This window comes from Streptomyces sp. NPDC101227, assembly GCF_044767545.1.
Taxonomy (GTDB): domain Bacteria; phylum Actinomycetota; class Actinomycetes; order Streptomycetales; family Streptomycetaceae; genus Streptomyces.
This window is the reverse complement of record NZ_JBIWOD010000019.1, coordinates 12,062-34,785: the sequence shown is the minus strand read 5'-3', so window position 1 is coordinate 34,785 and position 22,724 is coordinate 12,062. Positions and strand designations below refer to the sequence as shown.

At 71.9% G+C, this 22,724-nt stretch carries 19 protein-coding genes and 1 pseudogene; 5 read left to right on the top strand and 15 right to left on the bottom strand.

Annotated elements, in window-relative coordinates; genetic code table 11:
• Positions 1-27: 27 nt before the first annotated feature.
• From ACIRPT_RS33050 to leuC, 3 genes are all read right to left on the bottom strand, one after another.
• Positions 28-906: an ArsR/SmtB family transcription factor gene (locus ACIRPT_RS33050; protein ID WP_403833939.1), complete on the bottom strand. Its 879-nt coding sequence runs from the start codon at positions 904-906 to the stop codon at positions 28-30.
• Positions 907-1,217: 311 nt separating this feature from the next.
• Positions 1,218-1,823: a 3-isopropylmalate dehydratase small subunit gene (leuD, locus tag ACIRPT_RS33045; RefSeq protein WP_403833937.1), complete on the bottom strand. Its 606-nt coding sequence runs from the start codon at positions 1,821-1,823 to the stop codon at positions 1,218-1,220.
• 36 nt (positions 1,824-1,859) lie between these two features.
• Positions 1,860-3,335 (bottom strand): 3-isopropylmalate dehydratase large subunit, encoded by a 1,476-nt coding sequence (leuC, locus tag ACIRPT_RS33040; RefSeq protein ID WP_403833934.1) that lies wholly within the window; start codon positions 3,333-3,335, stop codon positions 1,860-1,862.
• Between the two features lie 306 nt (positions 3,336-3,641).
• Here leuC and ACIRPT_RS33035 point away from each other — a divergent pair, with 306 nt between their 5' ends.
• Positions 3,642-4,805 carry an alpha/beta hydrolase gene (locus ACIRPT_RS33035; RefSeq protein WP_403834204.1) on the top strand — a complete coding sequence of 388 codons (1,164 nt, stop codon included), beginning with the start codon at positions 3,642-3,644 and terminating at the stop codon, positions 4,803-4,805.
• The gene (locus ACIRPT_RS33030) at positions 4,792-6,021 is read left to right on the top strand and encodes an acyltransferase (RefSeq protein WP_403833931.1); all 1,230 of its coding nucleotides are present in this window, start codon (positions 4,792-4,794) and stop codon (positions 6,019-6,021) included. The genes ACIRPT_RS33035 and ACIRPT_RS33030 overlap by 14 nt, the downstream gene beginning before the upstream one ends.
• A 17-nt stretch (positions 6,022-6,038) precedes the next feature.
• Here the strand turns inward: ACIRPT_RS33030 and ACIRPT_RS33025 are convergent, their stop codons facing one another.
• Positions 6,039-7,394 carry a class II 3-deoxy-7-phosphoheptulonate synthase gene (locus tag ACIRPT_RS33025; protein WP_403833929.1) on the bottom strand — a complete coding sequence of 452 codons (1,356 nt, stop codon included), beginning with the start codon at positions 7,392-7,394 and terminating at the stop codon, positions 6,039-6,041.
• A gap of 201 nt (positions 7,395-7,595) precedes the next feature.
• Here ACIRPT_RS33025 and ACIRPT_RS33020 point away from each other — a divergent pair, with 201 nt between their 5' ends.
• Together ACIRPT_RS33020 and ACIRPT_RS33015 are read left to right on the top strand one after the other, a co-directional pair.
• On the top strand, positions 7,596-9,164 hold the full coding sequence (locus ACIRPT_RS33020) for an anthranilate synthase component I family protein (protein ID WP_403833926.1): 1,569 nt from the start codon (positions 7,596-7,598) through the stop codon (positions 9,162-9,164).
• Entirely contained in the window at positions 9,164-9,814 is a 651-nt protein-coding gene (locus tag ACIRPT_RS33015; RefSeq protein WP_403833923.1) for an anthranilate synthase component II, read from the top strand. The genes ACIRPT_RS33020 and ACIRPT_RS33015 overlap by 1 nt, the downstream gene beginning before the upstream one ends.
• 14 nt (positions 9,815-9,828) lie before the next feature.
• Here the strand turns inward: ACIRPT_RS33015 and ACIRPT_RS33010 are convergent.
• Positions 9,829-11,142: pseudogene (locus ACIRPT_RS33010) on the bottom strand (PLP-dependent aminotransferase family protein); the annotation flags it as partial.
• A 182-nt stretch (positions 11,143-11,324) separates the two neighbouring features.
• On the opposite strand from ACIRPT_RS33010, the gene trpD reads away from it, so the two are divergent.
• A complete protein-coding gene (trpD, locus tag ACIRPT_RS33005) occupies positions 11,325-12,353 on the top strand; it encodes an anthranilate phosphoribosyltransferase (RefSeq protein WP_403833921.1) in 1,029 nt (342 codons plus the stop codon).
• A gap of 85 nt (positions 12,354-12,438) precedes the next feature.
• On the opposite strand, the gene trpC is transcribed toward trpD, so the two are convergent.
• The 10 genes from trpC to ACIRPT_RS32955 all read right to left on the bottom strand — a co-directional run bounded on the left by trpC (position 12,439) and on the right by ACIRPT_RS32955 (position 22,723).
• Positions 12,439-13,239: an indole-3-glycerol phosphate synthase TrpC gene (gene trpC, locus ACIRPT_RS33000; RefSeq protein ID WP_403833918.1), complete on the bottom strand. Its 801-nt coding sequence runs from the start codon at positions 13,237-13,239 to the stop codon at positions 12,439-12,441.
• Positions 13,236-14,936, bottom strand: coding sequence for a 2-isopropylmalate synthase (locus ACIRPT_RS32995; RefSeq protein ID WP_403833916.1), 1,701 nt, complete (start codon positions 14,934-14,936; stop codon positions 13,236-13,238). Before ACIRPT_RS32995 ends, trpC begins: the two co-directional genes overlap by 4 nt.
• 91 nt (positions 14,937-15,027) lie before the next feature.
• Complete coding sequence (gene ddaH, locus ACIRPT_RS32990; RefSeq protein ID WP_403833914.1) at positions 15,028-15,882, bottom strand: dimethylargininase; 855 nt, start codon at positions 15,880-15,882, stop codon at positions 15,028-15,030.
• A 170-nt stretch (positions 15,883-16,052) separates the two neighbouring features.
• Entirely contained in the window at positions 16,053-16,619 is a 567-nt protein-coding gene (locus tag ACIRPT_RS32985) for a flavin reductase family protein (protein ID WP_403833912.1), read from the bottom strand.
• Complete coding sequence (locus ACIRPT_RS32980) at positions 16,616-17,872, bottom strand: cation:proton antiporter (protein WP_403833910.1); 1,257 nt, start codon at positions 17,870-17,872, stop codon at positions 16,616-16,618. The genes ACIRPT_RS32985 and ACIRPT_RS32980 overlap by 4 nt, the downstream gene beginning before the upstream one ends.
• Before the next feature lie 52 nt (positions 17,873-17,924).
• Positions 17,925-19,430, bottom strand: a complete 1,506-nt coding sequence (locus ACIRPT_RS32975) for a tryptophan halogenase family protein (RefSeq protein ID WP_403833908.1) — start codon at positions 19,428-19,430, stop codon at positions 17,925-17,927.
• 181 nt (positions 19,431-19,611) lie between these two features.
• The gene (locus ACIRPT_RS32970) at positions 19,612-20,061 is read right to left on the bottom strand and encodes a YbaK/EbsC family protein (protein WP_403833907.1); all 450 of its coding nucleotides are present in this window, start codon (positions 20,059-20,061) and stop codon (positions 19,612-19,614) included.
• Positions 20,062-20,147: 86 nt separating this feature from the next.
• Positions 20,148-21,260 carry a branched-chain amino acid aminotransferase gene (locus ACIRPT_RS32965; RefSeq protein WP_403833905.1) on the bottom strand — a complete coding sequence of 371 codons (1,113 nt, stop codon included), beginning with the start codon at positions 21,258-21,260 and terminating at the stop codon, positions 20,148-20,150.
• An 82-nt stretch (positions 21,261-21,342) separates the two neighbouring features.
• Positions 21,343-21,729 carry a nuclear transport factor 2 family protein gene (locus ACIRPT_RS32960; protein WP_403833902.1) on the bottom strand — a complete coding sequence of 129 codons (387 nt, stop codon included), beginning with the start codon at positions 21,727-21,729 and terminating at the stop codon, positions 21,343-21,345.
• Positions 21,719-22,723 (bottom strand): TauD/TfdA family dioxygenase, encoded by a 1,005-nt coding sequence (locus ACIRPT_RS32955; RefSeq protein ID WP_403833900.1) that lies wholly within the window; start codon positions 22,721-22,723, stop codon positions 21,719-21,721. The genes ACIRPT_RS32960 and ACIRPT_RS32955 overlap by 11 nt, the downstream gene beginning before the upstream one ends.
• Position 22,724: the final 1 nt, after the last annotated feature.

Here is a 22,724-nt window from a genome sequence, read left to right as displayed (position 1 = left end):
CTCCGGATGCGGAAGGAGCCCGGCCGGTCAGGTCTGGCCGGCCAGGTCGCCGTGGAGGAGGGCGCCGCCGAGGGGGGTCAGGGTGTGCTGGACCTTGTTGAAGGTGCGCACGGTGGTGATCAGGCCCGCCGCGCGCAGGACCGAGGTGTGCTGGCTGGCCGCGGCGGAGGAGATCCCGACGCGTTCGCCGACCTCGGTGGTCGTACGGCTTCGGGTCAGGCTTTCCAGTACGGCCGCCCGGGTGCGGCCCACCAGGGCGTGCAGGGCGTGGTCGGCGCCCTCCTTGGGCTCCCAGAGGGATTCCGCCCAGTCGGCGTTCACAGGGGTGGGGTAGATCAGGGTCGCCGGGCGGCCGTCGCCACCCTCGTCTAAGAGCACGGGCGGGCGGCCGGCGAGGAAGAGGGACGGGACCAGGATCAGTCCGCCGGCCTCCAGCTTCACATCGTCGCCCGTTCCCGGGACTTCCAGGACCGGCGGGGTCCAGCTGATGGCCGGGTGGAGGGTGGCGAGGAGCTTGCCCACGCCGTCGCTGAGCATGATCTGGCCGCGTGCGGTGCGGTCGGCGTTCAGCGCCTTGGCGATGGCGGTCCAGTAGGGGGCCACCGCTATGGCGTGGAATCCCTCGAGGTCGCGGACGACCTGCGGCCGGTTGGCCCGGCGGGCCCGGTCGGCGTGGTCGGCGCCGTCCGGTGTGCCGTTGCCGTCGCGCAGCAGTATCTGGCCCATATCCGGTAACGGCCGTACGATCTGGGCGAGTTTCACCAGTGCGCGGATATTCCCCGTACCGCCTATCTGCTTGCGCCACGGTTTGAAAACCGGTCCGCCGCCGCCCACGCTGAGCATTTCCAGCGCGAAGAGGGCCTCGCGTAACTGGCTGACCTCGGGCGAAACTCTAGTTCTTGACAAGCTTTCTGACGTAACATATATGCGACGCATACTCCCCCGCAGGATCCGTGCGCATCGTCAAACCGGCTTCGGTTTCACCGGCGACTAGCCGCCCCACCGCCCAACTCGCAAGTCCATTCGACGCTATCACGAGTCGTTGGTTGGCATTCGTAAACACTTGGAATTGCCGTGGTGGCCGGTAGTGGTCCCTGACCGGACCACGGCAGTCCGTAGCGGTACCCATGGTGCGTCGGGGACGGAAGTTCCGACAGGGGGGTGCGCACGCCTATGACGGTTCAGCTGACTGAACCTTGACGGGCTTTGGGGCGCCGTCAGCTGCTCCGATGCAGCGTGGGCAGCCAATCGGGGCGGCCCGCCTCGTACTCCGCGATCAAGGAGTCGCGCTGCAATGTGGCCGAAATGGCATCATGCCCCCGGAGGAGAAGCTGCCGCGCCCGCTCGTTCACCGTGAAGTCCCAGCCGTTCCCCGCCAGCGTCAACCGGCAATTCACGAGGTCGACGGTGAGCTCCAGGCCCGGGTCCCGCTCCACCTCATTCATGATGAGTTCCACCACCGAAGTCGGCTGGTCGACCGGCAGCAATCCGTTGTTCATCGCATTGCGCTGGAAAATGTCACCGAATCCGGTGGCTATGACGACGGTGAAGCCACCGTCCTTCAGCGCCCATACGGCATGTTCCCGGGAGCTGCCGATACCGAAGTTGCGGCCGGCCACCAATACTCCGGCACCCTTGTGCACCGACCGGTCGAGAATAAAGTCCGGCTCCTGGCGCCAGCGCGCGAACAAGGCATCCGCATAGCCGGTTTTCGTCACCCTCTTGCAGAATTCCGCCGGGACGATCTGATCGGTATCGATGTTGTCCCGGCGGAGTGCCACCGCGCGCCCGGTATAGGCGTCAAAGGGTTTGAGGCTGGTCATCTGGGTTCCGTTCCTTCGATTGCGCGGGGACACGCGCTACGGGAGCAGGTCGGCCGGGGCGGCGAGGCGGCCGGCGACGGCGGTAGCGGCGGCCACGGACGGCGAGACGAGATGGGTACGGGCCCGTGCGCCCTGCCGGCCCTCGTAGTTACGGTTCGAGGTCGAGGCGCAGCGCTCGGCGCCGCGCAGCCGGTCCGCGTTCATGCCCAGACACATGGAGCAGCCGGGCAGCCGCCATTCGCCGCCGGCGGCGGTGATCACCTCGTGCAGGCCCTCCCGCTCGGCCTGGGTGCGTACCTGTGCGGAGCCCGGCACCACGATCAGCCGGGTGCCGTCGGCGACCTTGCGGCCGCGCAGTACGCCGGCGGCGGACCGCAGATCCTCGATCCGGCCGTTGGTGCAGGAGCCGAGGAAGACCACGTCGATGGCGAGATCGCGCAGGGCGGTGCCGGGGGTCAGGTCCATGTAGTCCAGGGCGCGTTGGGCCGCCAGGCGTGCCTGGTCGTCGGCCAGTTCGTCGGGGTGCGGCACCACTCCGCCGACGGGGGCGACCTGGCTGGGGTTGGTGCCCCAGGTCACGAGCGGGGTGAGGTCCGATACGTCCAGGGTGACCGTACGGTCGAAGACGGCGCCGGGGTCGGTGCGCAGGGTGCGCCAGTGGGCCAGGGCGGCGTCCCACTGCTCGCCCTGGGGGGCGTGCGGGCGGCCGGCCAGGTAGGCGAAGGTGGTGTCATCGGGGGCGATCAGACCCGCGCGGGCGCCGGCCTCGATGGTCATGTTGCACAGCGTCATCCGGGCTTCCATCGAGAGCCCGCGGACGATCTCGCCCCGGTACTCGATCATATGGCCGCGGCCGCCGTTCGTACCGATCTCGGCGATCAGCGCCAGGATGAGGTCCTTGGCCCCCACCTCGGGCGGCAGCGTCCCGGTGAATTCCACCGCCATGGTCCGCGGCCGTTCGATCTCCAGGCACTGGGTGGCCAGCACATGCTCGACGTCACTGGTGCCGATGCCGAAGGCGAGGGCGCCCAGGGCGCCGTGGGTGGAGGTGTGGCTGTCGCCGCAGACCACCGTCATCCCCGGTTGGACCAGGCCGAGTTGGGGGCCCACGACGTGGACGATGCCCTGGCGGTGGTGGCCCATCCGGTAGAGCTCGACGCCGTGTGCCGCGCAGTTGGCGCGCAGGGTGTCGATCTGGGTGCGGCTGACGGGGTCGTGGATCTCGCTGGTGTCGGTCGGGACGTTGTGGTCCTCGAGTGCGAGCGTCAGCTCGGGGCGGCGTACGTGCCGTCCGGCGAGCCGCAGGCCGTCGAACGCCTGCGGGGAGGTGGCCTCGTGGGTGAGGTGCAGATCGACGTAGAGCAGGTCCGGCTCGTGCGGCGCCCGGTGAACGACTCGGCTTTCCCACAGCTTTTCGGCGACCGTCCTGGGCTCGGCGGCCGTTCCCGGCCCGGCGGCCGTTCCCGGCTCGGCGGTCCTCGTCGGATCGGCGGTCGTTCTCGGGATGCTCATTCCCTCGGCCCCAGCTTCCTTCGGATGGCGGGTTTCGTCGGATGGCGGCTCCGGCCGGCTGCCGGGTTCGGTCGGATGACGAATTCCCCGAAGGGTTTCACCGGGCATCGGCACCGGCCAGGGCATTAAGCCGAGGACGAATGTTCCAGGTAGCCGTACCCCGGGCGGCGGCAGACCCCAGGGTGCGAAGTACAGCCAGCCCTACCGCGGTTGGCCTGCTGCCGTCACTGTTTCCCGGCCTTTTTCCCTTCAGCATGAATAGCGGCCGGGCGGTGGGCGTCCGGACGGAGAGAGGACGTGACCGAAATGCTGCGCAAGAGGCGGTTGGCCCAGGCGATCGGGCTGGTCCTCATCTCCGTTCTCGGTACCGGCGGCTGGGCCGTGGAGAACGTCCAGAAGGCGGTCACCACCCCACCGCCGGGCGCCGCGGCCTGGCGCGCTGACCACTCCCTGAGCCGGTCGCTGCCCGATCCGGCGACCGCTTCCCCGGCCGCCGTCGCCCGCTTCTTCGCCTCATTGACGGACGCCCAGCAGCGGGATGTGGCACGGCGCCATCCGCTCACGGTCGGGAATCTGGACGGCGCGCCCATTTCCCTGCGTTACCGGGCCAATTTCCTTGCCATAAAGGCGGAGAAGGCGGCGCTGGAACGGTCGGACCCGACAGCGCGGCAGGAGGGGCAAAGCGCGGCCCGGTACGCCGATTTGCTCCGTCCCGGCCGGCAGATACTCGCCTTTGATCCACGCGGCCGCGGCCAAATCGCCGAGGTCTACGGGAATCTGGAGACGGCGCGGCGCACGGCGGTCGTCGTTCCCGGTTCCGATATCGATCTCGGGTCGTTCGACCGCGCCAAGGATCCCTATGGCACACCGTCCCGCATGGCGCAAACTCTGCACGCCAAGATGGCCGAAAACGCCCCCGCTACGCCGACCGCGGTGATCGCCTGGGCCGGCTATACGACCCCGGTCGGCCTGGGCCCGGACGCCGCCACCGGCCGCCTGGCCGAGGCCGGGGCGCCCCGGCTGAACCGCTTCCTGGCCGGCCTCAAGGCCACCGGCGCCGCCGCGCCCACCGTGCTGTGCCACAGCTACGGCTCGGTCCTGTGCGGCGTGGCCGCGCCGGCCATGGCCCCCGGCACCGCCTCCGACCTGGTCTTCCTCGCCAGCCCCGGGACGCGCACCGACACCGCGGCCGAGCTGGGCACCACCGCCCGGGTATGGGCCGCCCGGGACGCCACCGACTGGATCGGCGACGTCCCGCACCTGCGGCTGCTGGGCCTGGGCCACGGCGCGGACCCCACCGACCCCGCGTACGGAGCGCGCCGCGTCTCCGCCGACCGGGCCGAGGGCCACACCGGCTACTTCGCCCCCGGCACCGACTCGCTCGACAACTTCGCCGACATCGTCCTCGGCGCCTACTCCGCCGTCCACTGCGCCGCCGATGACCAGGAGTGCCGCCATGACCTCGGCTGATCTGCTCGCCCCCGTACGCCGGATGATCGGGTCGACCGACGCGCGCACCCCTGTGGACCGCGACCGCGCCATCGACGGGCTGCGCGCCCTCGCGCTCCTGTCCGTACCGACCGGCCACTGGCTGCTCGGCGGCTTCACCCGCGATGCGGAGGGGGCGCTGCACAACGCCAGCCCCCTCACCGCCCTGTCCTTTCTGGCGCCGCTGAGCTGGGTGTTGCAGATGCTCGGCATCTTCTTCCTGGTCGGCGGTTATGCGTCGGTGCTGTCGTACCGGCGGGCCACCGGCAGGGGCGAGTCCACGGCCCGGTGGCTGGGTGGGCGGCTCGCGCGGCTGGGGCGTCCGGTGCTCGGGGTGACGGCCGTATGGGCCGCGCTGCTGCCCCTGCTGTACGCGGCGGGAGTGCCGGCGGCCACCCTGCGGACGGGGGCGACGCTGGTCATCCAGCCGCTGTGGTTCGTCGGCGTCTACGCGGGTGTCACGGCGCTGACCCCGTACTGCGTCCGTGCCGCGCGGCGGCTGGGTGCCTGGTCCGCGGCGCCGCTGCTGGTCTGCGTGGCCCTCGTGGACTTCCTGCGCTACGGACCGTACGCCGATGCCGTGCCGTCCTGGCTGAGCCTGCTCAACCTCCTCCCCGGCTGGCTGTTCGCCTACCAACTCGGCGTGGCCTGGGGCGAGAAGAGGCTCGGCCGGCGCGCGGCATGGGCCCTCCTGCTCGGCGGCGCCGCGCTGTTCGCACTGCTGCTGCTCGCGTTCCACTACCCCGCCAGCATGGTCGGCGTCCCCGGGCAGGAGCGCACCAACTCCCACCCGCCGTCGCTGCTCGTCCTGGCCCTGGCCGCCGCGCAGTCCGGCGCCGCGCTCCTGCTGCGGGACCGCATCGCGAAGCTGCTGCGCCGCCCGGCCCTGTGGGCACCGGTCGTGCTCGTCAATCTCTCGGCGATGACCATCTTCTGCTGGCACCAGACGGCGATGCTCGCCGCGGCCGTGCCGGGCTCGTTCTTCGGCACGGTGCCGGGCCTGACGACCGTGCCCGACAGCCTGGCCTGGATCGCGGCCCGGCTGGCGTGGCTGCCGCTGTTCGCGGCGGCGCTGATCCTCATCGGGCGTTCCGCCCGCCGCTTCGAGGCTCCCTGGACCGGTGCGACCCGCGCCCGCCGGGCCGTCGCCGGGCTGCTCGCCGCCGGGTTCGCGGTGTACACGGTCGCGGGGTGGTGAGGGGAGCGGCCGGCGGTTCAGTCGCGGAGCATCTGGGCCACCAGAAAGGCCAGTTCGAGGGACTGGTTGTGGTTGAGCCGCGGGTCGCAGGCGGTTTCGTAGCGGCGGTGGAGGTCCGCGACCTGGACCTCCTCGCCGCCGCCGATGCACTCCGTGACGTCGTCGCCGGTGAGTTCGACGTGGATGCCGCCCGCGTGGGTGCCGAGGGCGCGGTGCACCGCGAAGAAGCCCTCGACCTCGCTGAGGATGTCCTCGAAGCGGCGGGTCTTGTGGCCGCTGGGGGCCTCGAAGGTGTTGCCGTGCATGGGGTCGCAGACCCAGGCGACGGGGGCGGCCTGCGCGGTGACCTTCTCCACGAGGGTGGGGAGCCGGTCGGTGACCGCGGTGGCGCCCATCCGGACCACGAAGGTCAGCCGGCCCGGTTCGGCGGTCGGGTTGAGCTTCTCGGTGTAGGCCAGCGCCTGGTCGGCGGTGGCGTCGGGGCCGAGCTTCACGGCGATGGGGTTACGGATGCGGGAGAAGTACTCGACATGGGCGCCGTCCAGGCCGCGGGTGCGCTCGCCGATCCACAGGAGGTGGCCGCTGCCCGCGTACGGCAGTCCGGTACGGGTGTCCGTACGGGTGAGCGCGGCCTCGTAGTCGAGGAGGAGGCCCTCGTGGCCGGCGAAGAATTCGACGGCGCGCAGCTCCTGGGGGTCGATGCCGCAGGCCGCCATGAAGCGCAGGGAGCGGTCGATCTCGGCGGCCAGCTCCTCGTAGCGGCGGCCGGCGGGTGAGTGGGAGACGAAGCCGCGGTTCCAGGCGTGGGCCTGGTGGAGGTCGGCGTAGCCGCCGGTGGCGAAGGCGCGGACGAGGTTGAGGGTGGCGGCCGAGGCCTCGTACATCCGGCGCAGCCGCCGGGGGTCGGGGCGGCGGTCGGCGGGCGTGAAGGCCAGGCCGTTGACGGCGTCGCCGCGGTAGACGGGGAGGGTGACGCCGCCCTGGGTCTCGGTCGGCCGGGAGCGGGGTTTGGCGTACTGGCCCGCGATCCGGCCGACCTTGACGACGGGGACGGCGGCGCCGTGGGTCAGCACCACGGCCATCTGGAGAAGGGTGCGTAACTTGCGGTTGATGGCGTCGGCGGTCACCCCGGCGAAGGTCTCGGCGCAGTCGCCGCCCTGGAGCAGGAACGCCTCGCCGCGGGCGACCGCGGCCATCCGCTCGCGCAGCCGGTCGCACTCCTCCGCGAAGACGAGCGCGGGGGCGCGCGTGAGCCCGTCGGTGACCTCGCGCAGCAGCACCGGGTCGGGCCACTGCGGCTGCTGGGCGGCGGGGAGGGTCCGCCATGTCTCGGGGGTGGTGTACGGGGGCGAGGGGGTGTGCTGGGTCGTCATCGCGGGCCTTTGCTGTGGGTGAGTTCCGGCTGCGGGTGAATTCCGGGGAGCATGCGGTGAATTTCGCTCGGGTGGGGGTGGCCCTGTCGTAAGGATTCCAACCCGCCCGGAGGAATGCGGTCAAGCGTCCTCGGAGTGGACTGCTCGGGCTGCGCTCAATTGGTCTGGTCGCGGTCCGCGGGCCGGTGTTTCTCTTGCCGGATGGGATACACAGACAAAGCCGATGGCACGGAGATCGGCGTACACATGGCGGAAAGGGAACTGGCGCCGCACGATCCGCTGCGGCTCTATGCCGCCCTGGAACGGGAATTGGGGCGGTCCGACGCCTTTCTCTTCGAGAGCCTGGCCGGCCCGGATGAGGGCCGCCGCTGGGCGGTGGTCGGACACGGCCGGCTGGCCGAGGTGCGGGTGTTCGCCGGGCGGGTGGAGATCGACGGCGCGGCCGCGCTGTGCGAGGCCCTGGCCGCGGCGGCCGGGGCGGCCGGGATGGCGCCGGAGCCCTCCGCAGGGCGTTCGGAGCGTGCCCGGCCGTCGTCGTGGACGATCCAACGGCCCGAGCAGATATGGGAGTTACTGCGGCGCGCCCAGGAGATGTTCGCGGTGACGGGCGACGTCCCGGGCGACGGCGATGGCTATGCGTTCGGGTTTCTGGCGTGCCTGGGGTACGAAGCCGCCTGGCACATGGATGAGTTGCCCGCGCGGGACGGCGAGCGCGACGGCCCCGACATGACGTTCACGCTCTACCGGGACACCGTCTGGTACGACCGGGCGGCGGGCCGGGCGCGGCTGCTGACCGCCCGCTCGGAGGCGTTCCCGGCGCCGTATCCGTACCCGGCTGAGCCCGATGTCGCGGCGCTCGCGGCCGAGGCCGCCGAAGCCGCAGCCACAGCCACCCGCCGGGACGCCGGGGACTGTCCCTCGGCGCCGGCGCCGCGTGCGGTGCGCGACAGCGTCGCGCGGGAGACCTTCCTGGGATGGGCGCGGCGGTGTCTGGAGCACATCCGGGTCGGGGACATCTACCAGATCCAGATCGGGCACCGGATGGACGTCGAGACGGCGCTGACGCCCGTCGAGGTCTACCGCCGGCTGCGGCACCGCAATCCCTCGCCGTACATGTATCTGGCGCCGCGGGCCGGGGACACTCTCATCGGTGCCAGCCCGGAGCTGTTCTTCCGTACCGAGGGCGGCACCCTCGCGATGCGGCCGATCGCCGGGACGACGCGGCTGACGGCGTCGGATGAGGAGAACCAGCTGCGCGTGAAGGAGATGCTGGCCAGTACGAAGGAGCAGGCCGAGCATGTGATGCTGGTCGATCTGTGCCGTAACGACATCGGGCGGGTGTGCGAGCCGGGGTCGCTGGCGGTGGACGATCTGATGACCGTCGAGGCGTACTCCCATGTCTTCCACATGGTTTCGACGGTCACCGGGCGGCTGGAGCCGGACGCCGATGTCTGGCGTGCGCTGTGTGCGACCTTCCCGGCGGGGACGATGACCGGCGCGCCGAAGCTGCGCGCGATGGAGATCATCGACGGGCTGGAGCGGGAGCGGCGCGGGATGTATGCGGGCGCGGTCGGGCTGATCGACGTCCGGGGCTGGAGCGAGCTGGCGCTGTGCATCCGTACGGTCGTGCGCGACGGCCCTACGGGGACGTACTCCACGCAGAGTTCGGCGGGCATCGTGGCGGAGTCGACGCCCGAGGCGGAGTGGAACGAGACCCTGGCGAAGATGGGCGCCGCCTATTGGGCGCTGACCGGTGAGGAGCTGGTGTGATGCGGGTTTTGCTGGTGGACGCCTATGACAGTTTTGTGCACATCATCGATCAGTATCTGCGGACGCTGGGCGCCGTCACCGAGGTGGTGCGGTCGCATACCCGCAGCCCGGAGGAGCTGGCGGGGACCCGGCCGGACGCGGTGGTGCTGGGGCCCGGTCCGGGGCATCCGGCCGAGTCCGGGCATGTGGAGCTGGTGCGGCACTTCGCGGGAGCGGTGCCGGTGCTGGGGGTGTGCCTGGGGCATCAGGCGATCGCGCTCGCCTTCGGCGGGCGGGTGGCGGTGGCCGGTCATCTGCTGCACGGGCGTACCAGCGCCGTACGGCACGACGGGGCCGGGGTGTTCACCGGGCTCGGGTCGAGCACGGTCGCCACCCGCTACCACTCGCTGATCGTCTCCCGGCCGCTGCCGGAGGAGCTGGTGGAGACGGCGACGTCCGAGGACGACGGCTATGTGATGGGGCTGCGCCACCGTGATCTGGCGGTGGAGGGGGTGCAGTTTCATCCGGAGAGCATCATGACGGAGGGCGGGTTGGCGCTGTTCGAGAACTTCCTCGCCGGCCCCGGGCCCAGGCCCTCGCCCCGCTCCGCATACGCCGCGCCCAGCGCCTCCACCGCCTCCGCGATCCCCGTACGGGGCACCGCGGCGTAGCCCAGCACCAGTGCGGGCACGGCCAGTTCGGGCCGGGAGTGGTAGCGGCGTCCGCCGCGGACCAGTACGGAACGGCGCAGCGCCCGTTCGACCAGGCCGGCCTCGTCGGTGCCGGGCGGCAGGCTCAGGTACGCGTGCAGTCCGGCCGCGGCGCCGGCGATCCGGGCGCCGGGCAGATGGCGGCGTACGGACTGGGTCAGGGCGTCGCGGCGGACGCGGTAGCGGGCGCGCCGGCGGCGCAGATGCCGGTCGAAGTGGCCCGAGCGCAGGAACTCGGCGAAGGCGAGCTGGGTGACGATGTCCGAGCCCAGGTCGCGGTGCGAACGCATCCGCTCCAGGGGGGCCAGCAGCCGGGCGGGGACCGCCAGCCAGCCGAAGCGCAGGCCGGGGGCGAGGGATTTGCTGGCGGTGCCGCCGTACACCACGCGCTCGGGGGCCAGCCGCTGGAGCGCGGGCGGGCGGGCGCCGCGCTCCAGCCACAGGTCGCCGTCGTAATCGTCCTCGATCACCCAGGCGTCGGCGTCCCGGGCCCAGCGGACGAGGGCTTCCCGGCGCTGTGCGGTGAGGGTGGCGCCGGTGGGGAACTGGTGGGCGGGGGTGACCAGTACGGCCCGCGCGCCGGTGCGGGCGAGCGCGTCGACGTCGATGCCCTCGGCGTCCACCGGGACCGGCACCGGCCGCTGCCCCACCTCCTGGAGGAACTGCCGCTGCCGGTGGTGGCAGGGGTCCTCCATGGCGATGCGGTCGATGCCGTGGGCGGACAGTACGGAGCACAGCAGGCCGAGCGCCTGGGCGAAGCCGGACATCACCATGATCTGGCCGGGGGTGGTGAGCACCCCGCGCGCCCGGCCGAGGTACTGGGCCAGCTCCTCGCGCAGCGCCCCGGCGCCGGACAGCGGCGGATAGTCCAGTTCGTGCGGGCCGGCGCCGGACAGGGCGCGCTGGTAGGAGGCGAGCCATTCGCGGTGCGGGAAGCCGGTCAGTCCGGCGGTGCCGCCGCGCAGGTCCCAGCGGGCCGGCGGGACCAGTCCGTCGTCGAGCAGCGTCGGCACGGCCGGCGGCGCGGGCGACGCGGCCATGTGGGGGGCGACGCGGGTGCCCGAGCCGCGTACGGCCTCGAGGTAGCCCTCGGCGATGAGCCGGCCGTACGCCTCGACCACCACACTGCGCGAGACGCCCAGATCCTCGGCGAGTTGTCGGCTGGAGGGCAGTCGGGTGCCCGGATGCAGCGCGCCGGCGGCTATTTCGCTCCGCAGGGTGGACTCGATCTGGGCGGTGAGCGGTAATGCGGAGTTTCGGGACACGTCGACGAGGGCGTGCCAGGCCATTTCTTCTCCCCGGAAGTGGACCGGAATTGCCGCGCTGAATTGGTCTGTTCGGTGGTTTGCGGCGAACCACAGAATTGCCGTGAGGAAAGGGGATCGCCGTGACCGATACGGATACTGATACGGCCACTGATACGGCTACGGGCAGAGATACGGAGAGGGATACGGGAAGGTCCTGGGCCGGTTTGCTGACGGCGTTGCTGGCGGGCGAGGATCTCGCCGCCGAGGACACCGCGTGGGCGATGGACCGGGTGATGCGGGGGCGGACGACCCCCGCTCAGCTGGCGGGGCTTGTGGTGGCGCTGCGGGCCAAGGGCGAGACCGTCGACGAGGTCGAGGGGTGCGTGCGGGCCATGTATGCGCACGCCGTGCCGCTCGAGGTTCCCGGGCCGACGCTGGACATCGTCGGTACCGGCGGCGACCGCTCGAACAGCGTGAACATCTCGACGATGTCGGCCATCGTCGCGGCGGGCGCCGGGGCGCGGGTGGTCAAGCACGGCAACCGCTCCGCGTCCTCGGCCTGCGGTTCGGCGGATGTGCTGGAGCGGCTCGGGGTGGCGCTGGAGCTGCCGGCGGCGGAGATCGCCGGGCTGGTGGCGGAGGTCGGCATCACGTTCTGCTTCGCTCCGCTCTTCCACCCATCGGTGCGGCATGCCGTCACCCCGCGGCGGGAGCTGGGCATTCCCACGGTCTTCAACGCGCTGGGTCCGCTGACCAATCCGGCGCGTCCCACGGCGCAGGCGGTCGGCGTCGCGGACGCCCGGCTGGCGCCGCTGCTGGCCGGGGTGCTGGCCCGGCGCGGCGCCGGTGCGCTGGTCTTCCGTGGCGATGACGGACTCGATGAGCTGACGGTCACCACGACCTCCACGGTCTGGTCGGTGCGGGACGGGGCGGTGCGCAAGGAGGTGTTCGACCCCCGGGAGATCGGTGTGGGGTACGCCCCCCTGGAGGCGCTGCGGGGTGGGGATGCCGCGCACAACGCGGGGGTGGCGCGGGACCTACTGGCGGGTGCGCGGGGGCCGGTGCGCGATGCCGTGCTGCTGTCCACCGCCGCGGGGCTGGCGGCGCTGGAGCCGACGGACGAGCCGATCGCCGGGCGTCTTGCGGCCGGGATGGAGCGGGGCGCGCGGGCGATCGACTCGGGGGCGGCGGCGGAGGTGCTGGAGCGGTGGGTGGCGGTCTCCGGCAAGCTGGCGGGCGGCGGCGGACGGTAGGCGGGCGGCCCGGCCCGCCCGGCCGGGTCCGGGTCCGCCGGGTCCGCCGCCCGGCCCCCGGGCCGCACCGCCCGCCGGGCCGCCGTCAGCGGCGCCCCGCGGCGCGCAGCGCGGCCAGCGTCAGGCCGGGGCCGTCGGCCCCGGTGACCAGGGCCTCCCCCACCAGGACGGCATCCGCGCCGCGGGCCGCCACCGCGGCCACGTCCGCCGGCCCGCGGATCCCCGATTCGGCGATCCGCACCACGTCCCGGGGGATCCCCGGCGCGAGCCGCCCGAAGGCGGACCGGTCGACCTCCAGGGTCTTCAGGTCCCGGGCATTGACCCCGATGACCCTCGCCCCGGCGGCCAGCGCCCGTTCGGCCTCCGCCTCGTCATGCACCTCCACCAGGACGGTCAGGCCCAGCTCGCCGGCCGTCTCCATCAGCGCCACCAGGTCCGGCTGCGCCAGCGCCGCCACGATCAGCAGCACCAGGTCGGCGCCGTGTGCCCGTGCCTCCCACAGCTGGTAGGGCGTGACGATGAAGTCCTTGCGCAGGACGGGAATGCCGACCCTGGCACGTACCGCGTCGAGGTCGGCGAGCGTGCCCTGGAAGCGGCGCCGCTCGGTGAGCACGCTGACGGCCGCGGCGCCCGCGCTCTCGTACGCCCCCGCGAGCGCCGCCGGATCGGCGATCGGCGCCAGCGCCCCCTTGGCGGGGCTGGCCCGCTTGACCTCGGCGATGACCTGGACGCCGGAGGGGCGGCGCAGCGCGGCCACGGCATCGAGAGCCGGCGGCAGATCGGCGATGCGGTCCCTCAACTCACCCTGGCTCACGGCTCGTTGGCGTACGGCGAGATCCTCCCGTGCGCCGGCCACGAGTTCTTCGAGCACGGTCGGCGTCGTCACGGCGCCACCGGGGTGCGGGCCAGGGCGGCGCGCCGGACCGCGGAGCGCACCGCGCGGCGTACCGCCTCGCTCTCCTGGCCGTGCCGGCCGACGGCCCACAGGGAGCGGTCGTCCACCACGACTTCGAGATAGGCGACGGCGCCGTTGAGGCGGCCGGTGACCCGGTCGACCTGCGCATGCCGCACCTGTCCTGTGACGCCCAGTTCGCCGAGCAGCCGCTGGGCGGGGGCGAGCCACTTCTCGGCCGCCGCCCCGCCGGACGGCTCCTCGATCGCGGGCACCAGCGGGTTCCGGGGGGCGTCCGCGGTCCGCGGCAGGGCGTAGGTTTCCTCGAAGGTCAGCCACACCTGGGGAGCGGATGCCTCGCCGCCGGTGCGTTCGCACTGCTTCTGCATCACCGCGGCGAAGTCGATCTGGAGGCGCCGGGGCAGTTCGAGGCCGTAGGCGCTGCGCAGCAGATGAGCGATCCCGCCCTTGCCGGACTGGGTGTTGATCCGGATCAGGGCCTGGTAGTCGCGCCCGATGTCCCGGGGGTCGATGGGGAGGTACGGCACGTCCCAGGCGCCTTGGTCGCCGGCTTGCTGCCGCGCCACCAGGCCCTTGCCGATCGCGTCCTGGTGGGTGCCGGCGAACGAGGTGTAGACGAAGTCGCCCGCCCAGGGGTGCCGGGCCGGGACCGGCATCTGGTTGCAGTCCTCGACGATGCGCCGGATGCGGTCGATGCCGCTGAGGTCCAGCATCGGGTCGATGCCCTGCGAGAAGAGGTTCATGGCGAGGGTGATCAGGCAGACGTTGCCGGTGCGTTCGCCGTTGCCGAAGAGGGTGCCCTCGACCCGCTGCGCGCCGGCCAGCACGGCCATCTCGGCAGCTGCGACGCCGCTGCCGCGGTCGTTGTGCGGATGCACGGACAGGAGGGTGCGGTCGCGGTGGGCGAGATGCCGGCTGACGTACTCGATCCGGTCGGCGAATTCCTGGGGCGGGAAGATCTCGACGGTGGCGGGGAGGTTGATGCGCAGGGTGTGGTCGGCGCGGGGTGCCCAGAAGTCGAGTACGGCGTTGCAGATGTCCAGCGCGTAGTCGGGCTCGGTCTGGGTGTAGGACTCGGGGGCGTACTGGAGGTAGAGCTCGGTGTCCGGGAGGGAGTCCTGGAGGCGGAGTGCCTGGCGGGCGCCGTCGAGGGCGAGGGCGAGGGTCGCCTTGCGGTCGGCGCGCAGCACCAGCCTGCGCTGCACCTCCGACGTCGGGTTGAAGACCTGGAGGCAGGCGCGCCGGGCGCCGCGCAGAACGTTGACGGTGCGCTCGATGAAGTCCTGGCGGATGGGGGACATCACCTGGATGACGACGTCCTCGGGGATGGCGTCGTCCTCGATGAGATGGCGTACGAAGTCGTGGTCGTCCCTGGAAGCCGTCGGGTAGCCGACCTCGATCTCCTTGAAGCCCATGGCGACCAGAAGGTCGAACATCCGGCGTTTGCGCTCGACGTTCATCGGCTCGATGAGCGCCTGATTGCCGTCGCGCAGATCGACGCTGCACCACAGGGGTGCCCGCTGCGCCACACGGTCCGGCCAGGTCCGGTCGGGGAGCCCGAGCGGCCGGTACGGGCGGTACTTGCCGGTCGGCATGCGGCTGGGCCGCTGGACGCCGAAGTCCGGCAAGAGTTGGGGTGACTTCTGTCTGTGCACGGTGCTGTCCTCCATCAGGGGCCTCCCGTAGGACAGTGCGGAATGGGGAAGCGCCGCGCCGCAGAGCGGTTGCCGGCGCGGCGCTTCCGCCTCGGGTGGTGAGCCGTCAGGCTCTTCGGTGCGGTGGTTCGTGGGCTTCTGCGCGGAGCTCGAGGGTGCAGCACTTGACGCTGCCGCCGCCCTTGAGCAGTTCGGACAGGTCGATCCCGATGGGTTCGAAACCGCGCTCGCGGAGCTGCGCGGCGAGCCCGGTGGCCGCTTCGGGGAGCACCACATGGCGACCGTCGCTGACCGCGTTGAGGCCGAAGACGGCGGCGTCCGCGGGGTCGGCGAGCACCGCGTCCGGGAACAGCCTGCCGAGCACGGCCAGGCTGCCGGGCGAGAACGCCTGCGGGTTGTACATGACCTCGTCGTGGTCGAGTACGGCCAGCGCGGTGTCGAGGTGGTAGTAGCGGGGGTCGGTCAGCTCCAGGCCGATCACCGGGCGGCCGAAGAACTCCTGGGCCTCGGCGTGCCCTTCGGGGGTGCTGCGGAAGCCGCGGCCGGCCAGGACCCAGCTGCCGGTGACCAGGAAGTCGCCCTCGCCCTCGTTGATGTGCTCGGGGTCGTGCAGTGCGGTGTAGCCGGCGGCGCGGAACCAGTCCAGGTAGGCGGGGCCCTCGGCGGTGCGCTCGGCGTTGCGGAAGCGGGCGCCGAGGACCTTGCCGTCGACGACGGTGGCCCCGTTGGCCGCGTAGACCATGTCGGGCAGGCCGGGGAGGGGGTCGATCAGCTCGACCCGGTGGCCGAGGTCGGCGTAGAGGGCGCGCAGCCGCTCCCACTGGGCGACGGCCAGTTCGGTGTCGACGGGCTTGGCGGGGTCCATCCAGGGGTTGATGGAGTAGCTGACCTCGAAGTGGGTGGGGCGGCACATCAGGTAGTGCCGGGGGCGGGCGGTCCGGGTACGGGCAAGCTCGCTCATGTCGCTCCAGATCGGGTGGGGGAAAGCGGGCGGGGGGTGGGGGAAAGCGGGCGGGGGGTGGGGGAAGCGGGGCGGGAGGGTGGGGGAAGCGGGCGCGCGGAGGGGTGAGGAAAGAGGGCGCGCGGAGGGGTGGGGGCAGGCTGCGCCCGGACGGACCCTAGGGACGGGTCTCAGCCCGGCGGTGGCCAGGAGCGGTAGGCCCGCAGGCCGTACAGCAAAGGCTCGGTGTCGGCGAGTTCGCGAATGCCGTAGACCTGGCCGAAGACCATGCGCTGGCCGCCGACGCGTACGGTCTGGGTGATCCGGCAGTCGGCCACGGCTCGCGCCGCCTCGGTCAGATGGGGGCCGCCGCGGCCGGCGGGCGCGTCCCAGACGGTGACGGCGAAGCGGTCCGGGTCTCCGGAGGCGAACAGTTCGGCGGTCTCCTGCCCCTTGGCGTGCAGCAGATTGACCGCGAACCGGCCGCTGCGCATGGCGGCCGCCAGGGTGGGGCTGTCGATCCGCATCCCGACGAGCAGGGTCGGCGGCTCCACCGTGACGCTGCACAGCGCGGAGCAGGTCATGCCCCAGGGCCGGTGGTCGGTGTCCTCCGCGGTGATGATCGCCACCCCGCTGGGGAATCCGGTCATCAGCGAGCGGAAGCGCGCCGGGGTGGTCTCTTCGCGTGCCGGGGTGCTCGTGTCGGTGACCGGCGCGCTCTCTTCGGTGGATGGCGTGACGAGTTCCAAGGTGCTCACCGCTCGGCTGGTTGGAGGGTTGGCTCCGCGGCCGCGGGGGTGGGGCGGGCGCGGCGGTCGGCGGCCCACAGGAGCGGGCCGCTCAGTGCGGTGGTGATCAGCGCCATGATGACCAGCGCCAGATACAGGCCGGGGGTGAGGATGCCCGCGCTGTAGCCGATCTGGAGGACGACGATCTCGGTCAGGCCGCGGGTGTTCATCAAGGCGGCCAGGCGCATGCCCTCGACGTGCGACTGGGCGCCCGCCCGCGCCCCCAGGTAGCTGCCGACCAGCTTCGAGACGATCGCCAGCACGGTGCCCAGCACCAGCGCCTGCCAGGAGAAGAGGGCGTCCGGACCGACGGCGAGGGAGGTACCGGTGATGGTGAACAGGATCGGCAGGGCGAGGCGGCCGGTCCGGCCGAGGGTGTCGGCGGCCCGGGAGAACGCCCCCCGCTCGCCGTCCACGGGCAGCGCCAGGCCCACCAGCACCGCGCCGAAGACATCGGTCAGGCCGAGGCGTCCGGTGGCGGTGGAGGCCCCGAAGGCCGCCGCCGCCACCAGGATCAGCACCACCGTGGGGTGTGCCTGGGCCGCTGCCCGTACGGGGGCGACGGCGATCAGCCGGCGCAGCAGATACGCGGCGAGAGCGCCGACCGCCAGGACCGCGGCGGCCCGGCCGATGCCGCCCTGTCCGGTGGCCAGGCCCACGGCCAGCGCCAGCAGGACCCAGGTGGCCGCGTCGATGGTGATCGCGCTGGCCATGGCCAGCCGGCCGGTGTGGGTGTGCTCGATGCCCCGGTCCTTGAGGATGCCGGCCAGTACGGGGACGGCGGTGACGGCCAGCGATACGGCCAGCATCAGCACCAGCGCCGGGGTTTCGGCGCCGCCCCGCAGCCGGGGTCCGCCGTAGTCGAGGACCCATACGGCCAGCAGTCCGCCGGCCGCCATGGGCAGCAGCGCGGAGCCGACCGCCAGCCAGGCCACCGACCGGCCGCTGAGCCGGGCGGCGCCGCCGCGGATCTCCTGCGCGGCGCCCACCAGGAACAGCGCCAGGCCGAAATGGCCCAACTCCTTGAGCGCGTCCTTGCCATGGGTGCCCGGCCCGCCCCAGCCGGTCCACGTGACCAGCAGCACTCCCAGCAGCAGACAGACCGTGATCTCGCCGACCACCTCCGGCTGGCCCAGGCGGCGGGCCGTCCAGCGGCCGAGCAGCGCGGTGGGAACGATCGCCGCGAGGACCAGCGCGGGCTGGACTACGGTCAGTGCGTCCACGGTCTCTCCCCTTCCTCGTCAGTGGTGCCGCCCGGTCGGCCGGGCCGGCGGGTCAGTGCATCTGGGCGAGGTACTCGTACTGGCTCGGCAGCCGCTTGGCGACGTCCCGGGCCTGGTCCTTGAGCCGCTGGATCTCCTGCGCGGCGCGCGAGTCGTCCATGTGCGCGAGCACCGGCGCGGGCTTGAGGTCGATACCGCCGAGGCCGAGCAGCATCGCGTGGTAGGAGTACGGCTCGAAGCCGTGGTAGGCCGGGAAGATCGTGTCCTCGGTGGGCAGCTTGGACTGCCATGCCTCCATGCGGGCGGCCAGCCCGTCGGGAATCTCCCGGGTCTTGGCGTCCCGCCAATAGGCGTTGTCGTTGCGCGCCGCGCCGCGGTAGTGCAGCACCAGGAATTCCCTTACGCCGTCCATGGCATTGGCCACGGTGCGGTTGTACGAGGTGCGCAGCTTCGGGTCCCAGTCGGCGTTCGGGAAATGCTTGACGAGTTGCTCGATGCCCTGCTGGATGAAGAAGATTCCGGTCGATTCCAGCGGCTCGACGAATCCGCTGGCGAGGCCGATGGCGACGCAGTTGTTGACCCAGGAGTTACGGCTGCGCCCGACCCGCATGCGGATGTGGTTGGCCTCCACGTCCGCCGCCTGGGGGCCGACGAATTCGCGCAGGGTGCGCTCGGCCTCTTCCGGCGTGGTGTAGTCGCTGGCGTAGACGTAACCGGTGCCGATGCGCTCGAAGAGCGGAATCGTCCAGATCCAGCCGGCCTCCTGCGCGGTGGCGGTGGTGCAGGGGCGCAGCCGCGTCCGCTCCGCGTCGTGCGGCACGCGCAGCGCCACGGCGCGGTCGTTGGGCAGGCTGTCCTGGTACGAGAGGAACGGCTCGTCCAGCGTCTTGTTGAGCAGCAGGCCGGCGAAGCCGGTGCAGTCGATGAACAGGTCGCCGGCGAGCTCGCCGTGCTCCCGCGTCTTGAGGTGGCTGATCCAGCCGCGCTCGTCGCGGACGACCTCCACCACGTCGTCCTCGATGTGCCGGGCGCCGCGCGTGGTGGCGTACTCGGTGAGGAAGTCGGCGAGCAGCGACGCGTCGAACTGGTAGGCGTAGGGGAACTGGGTGGCCTGCTCGGCGAGCGTGGTGCGCTCCAGGTCCGTGGAGCCGCCGCGCTCGATGAAGTCCTGCTCGAAGAGGGTGCCGTCCAGGTACCGCGGCGAGCGGAGGTTGTCGCAGATCTCGGACATCATGAAGACGTCCTGGTCGAAGCGGTCACTGGGCTTCTTGTTCAGCCACCACTCGGTGAGCGGGAAGCCGTCGACGACGCGGAGCCGCTCGAAGGGGTGGTAGAAGTAGTGGCCCTTTGCGCGCCAGTTCTCGAAGCGGATGCCCAGCTTGTAGGTGGCATTGCACTTCGGCATCCACTCGTTCTCCGGGAGCCCGAGGTAGTCGAAGAAATGGCGCACGGTGGAGAAGGTGGCCTCGCCGACGCCGATGCTTTTGATCCGCTTGGACTCGACGACGGTGACGTTGATGCTCTCGCCGAGTGCGGCACGCAAATACGCGGCCGTCATCCAGCCCGAGGTGCCGCCGCCGACAATAACTACGCTGGAAAGCACGAATTCCTCCGGGAAATGTTGATGGGCGGAAATGCTGGTGGGCTGGCGCACAGCATCCAGCAGGGTGCAGGGGCGTAACAGGCTCTTAAGCGCTGTTGAAAAGACGCACTTCAGAGAGCAGTTCGCCGCGGGTTCGTCACTCGGCGATGGGGACGATCTTGGGGTTGGCCAGCGCGCGGTAGTCCTCGGTGGCCAGTGCCACCGAAAGGTCCAGGCGGGCCGCGTTGAAATACAGGACGGGCTCTTCCAGCAGCGCCGGGTCGGCCAGGAGGGAGAGCTCGTCGTGGAACGAGAAGGGGATGATGCTGCCGCTGACGCAGCCGGACAGCCGCTCGGCCAGCTCGCGGCGGGCCAGCCGGGCCCGCCGGCCGCCGTATTCGCCGGCCACCCGGGGCAGGGCCACCCGTCGGTCGCCGGGGATCACGGCGAGCACCTGGTGGTCGTCGGCGTCGGCGTCCTCGACGGTGACGATCATGCATTTCGCCGCCGCGGAGAGCGGGTGCCCGCGCAGCGCGCTGGCGCGTACGGTGTGCCCTTCGGGCGGATGGGAGATCAGTCGGTAGCGGGCGCCGCTCTCCTTCAGCATCCTCAACAGGCGTGCGGACGCGGGGTGTTCGACGGGTTCTGCGGCTTCTGCGGGATCGGCAGGTTCCGGGTGCTCCGTCGCCGTGTTCATGTGCCGGCCGGCTGCGGCGCCGGATCGACGGGCCGCATCCAGGAGTAGCGGTCGGGCAGTTCACCGCGCTGGATGCCGAGCAGCGCGTCGGAGAGCCGGGCGGTGACCTCACCGGTGGTGCCGTTGCCGATCATCCAGGAGCCGTCGGTGGTGCCGACCTCGCCCACGGAGGTGATCCGGGCGGCCGTACCGCAGGCGAACACCTCCGTCAGTTCGCCGGACGCGCAGCCGCTGCGCCAGTCGTCCAGGCTCACCGGCCGCTCTTGCGCGGGCACGCCGAGGGCCGGGGCCAGCCGCAGCAGCGCGTCCCTGGTGACTCCGGCCAGCAGGCTGCCCGACAGCGGCGGGGTGACCAGGCGGGCATCGCGCCCGGAGCCGTACACGAAGAAGAGGTTCATCCCGCCCAGCTCCTCCACCCAGCGGCGCTCCACCGGGTCGAGCCAGACGACCTGGTCGTAGCCGTCCTCCTGGGCCGCCGCCTGGGGCAGCAGGCTGCCGGCGTAGTTGCCCGCGCACTTGGCGGCGCCGGTGCCGCCGGCCGCGGCCCGGGAGTAGGTCTCGGTGACCTGGACCCGTACCGGGCGGCTACCGGGGCCGAAGTAGCCCTCGGTGACGAAGGCCATGAGCAGGAAGCGGTAGGCGCGGGCCGGGCGCAGCGCGAGGGTGACTTCGCTGGCGAAGAGGACGGGCCGCAGATACAGGCTCATCTGGGGGTCGTCGGGGATCCAGTGCTGGTCCTGGGCGACGAGGGCGTCGACCGCTTCGAGGAACAGTTCCTCGGGCAGCTCGGGCATCATCAGCCGGCGGGCGGACTCGCGCAGCCGGCGGGCGTGCGCCTCCGGCCGGAAGACGCCGACCCGGCCGGAGGCCGAACGGAAGGCCTTGAGCCCCTCGAAGACGACCTGCCCGTAGTGCAGGCCGACCGTGGCGGGGTCCAGCAGCAGCGGCCCGTAGGGCTGCAACTCCGCGTCGTGCCAGCCTTGTTCCTCGCTCCACCGGATGGAGACCAGGTGTTCGGTGAAGGCGGAGCCGAAAGCGGTCGAGGCGGTTCGCTCCGCGCGCTGCGAAGGGGACAGCGGGCGGGCGACGGGTTTGGACACGATAGGCACTCCGGCCTCCTGTGGCGGTCGTGCGGATCGGGCGGGACGGGGGATGGGGGAAGAGCGAAGGGGGATGGAGCGAGCCGGGCGGCTAGACGAGCGGGGCGAAGAAATACGTGTCCCGCCGGCGGAAGCGCTGGTCGGCGTCGTCGTGGAGGAAGAAGTCGGCGAATTCCAGGGAGACTTCGCTGCCGTCCTTCAGGACGCCCTCGAAGACGCCGGTGACGGCGCTGCGCTCGCCCTGGACGACGACCGAGGTGACGGTGTGCCGGCCGCTCTCGATGACCCGCTCGCCGGTGTAGAAGGCCCGCAGGCCCCGGTGGCCGCGCATCGGCGCGTAGCCGGGGCGCCGGTAGACGGCGTCCTCGGTGAACAGGGCGATCAGGCCGGGCACATCGGTGGCGTCCACCAGCCGGTAGTACTCGCGCACCTTGGCCACCTTGGCCTCGTGGACCGGGTCCGGGCGGTCAGTGTTCATCGCTGCCACCGCCCGCGCCCGCCATGGCGACGAGGGTCTGCCGCTCGCCGGTGTAGGGCCGGCGGCCGTGCGAGACCAGCAGGTTGTTGACGATCAGCAGATCGCCGCGCACCCACGGGAAGGCGTAGATGCACTCCTCGAACGCGTCCCGGACGGTGTCCATCTCCTCGTCGGTGATGGGCGTGCCGTCGCCGTAGTAGGCGGCGCGCGGCATGTCCTCCTCGTCGAACATCTCGGCCAGCGCCTCGCGGGTGGCCGGCGGCAGGTTGGAGGTGTGGAAGAGATGCGACTGGTTGAACCAGGACTCCCGCCCGCTGACCGGGTCGGTGACCAGGGCGGGCCTGCGGTGTCTGGTCCGCAGGCCGTCCTCGGTCCAGGTGAGCTCGATGCCGTGCTGCTTGCAGTAGCGCTCGACGTCGGCGCGGTCCTCGGTCTGGTACGACTCCTGCCAGGTCAGACCCATGCCCTCGCGGTAGGCGCGGGTGTAGAGCACGCCCTTGTCACGGAAGCGGGCCACCAGGTCGGCGGGCAGCCTCTCCAGCAGCGCGCGGGTGTCCGCGAGCGGAGTCTCGCCGCCGGTCTCGGCGGCGACGACGGAGGCGAAGAACAGCCAGCGCGGGTAACTGTGCGAGTACGCGCTTTCGTTGTGCTGGACGATGGTCTGGTTCGCCGGGTATTCGGTGGAGGTGTAGACGTTGCCGTCGACCTTGCTGCGGGGCGTGGACCGCTCGGTATAGCTGAGCAGTTCGCCGCCGATGCGGGCCGCGACGTAGTTGAGCAGCGCGGCGTTGTCGACCACGCCGCGCACCAGCACGGCGCCATGGGTGCCGAGGGCCTCCATGAGGTGCGCGCGCTGCTCGGTGGCCCAGCGGGCGACGTCGGGGGTGTCGTCCCCGTCGGACTCGTAGACGACGACTTGGGTGTGGGCGGTGCCCTCGAGCCGGCCGCGCCGGCCACCGAGCGCGGCCAGGCGCTCGGGCAGTTCGTCAACCATG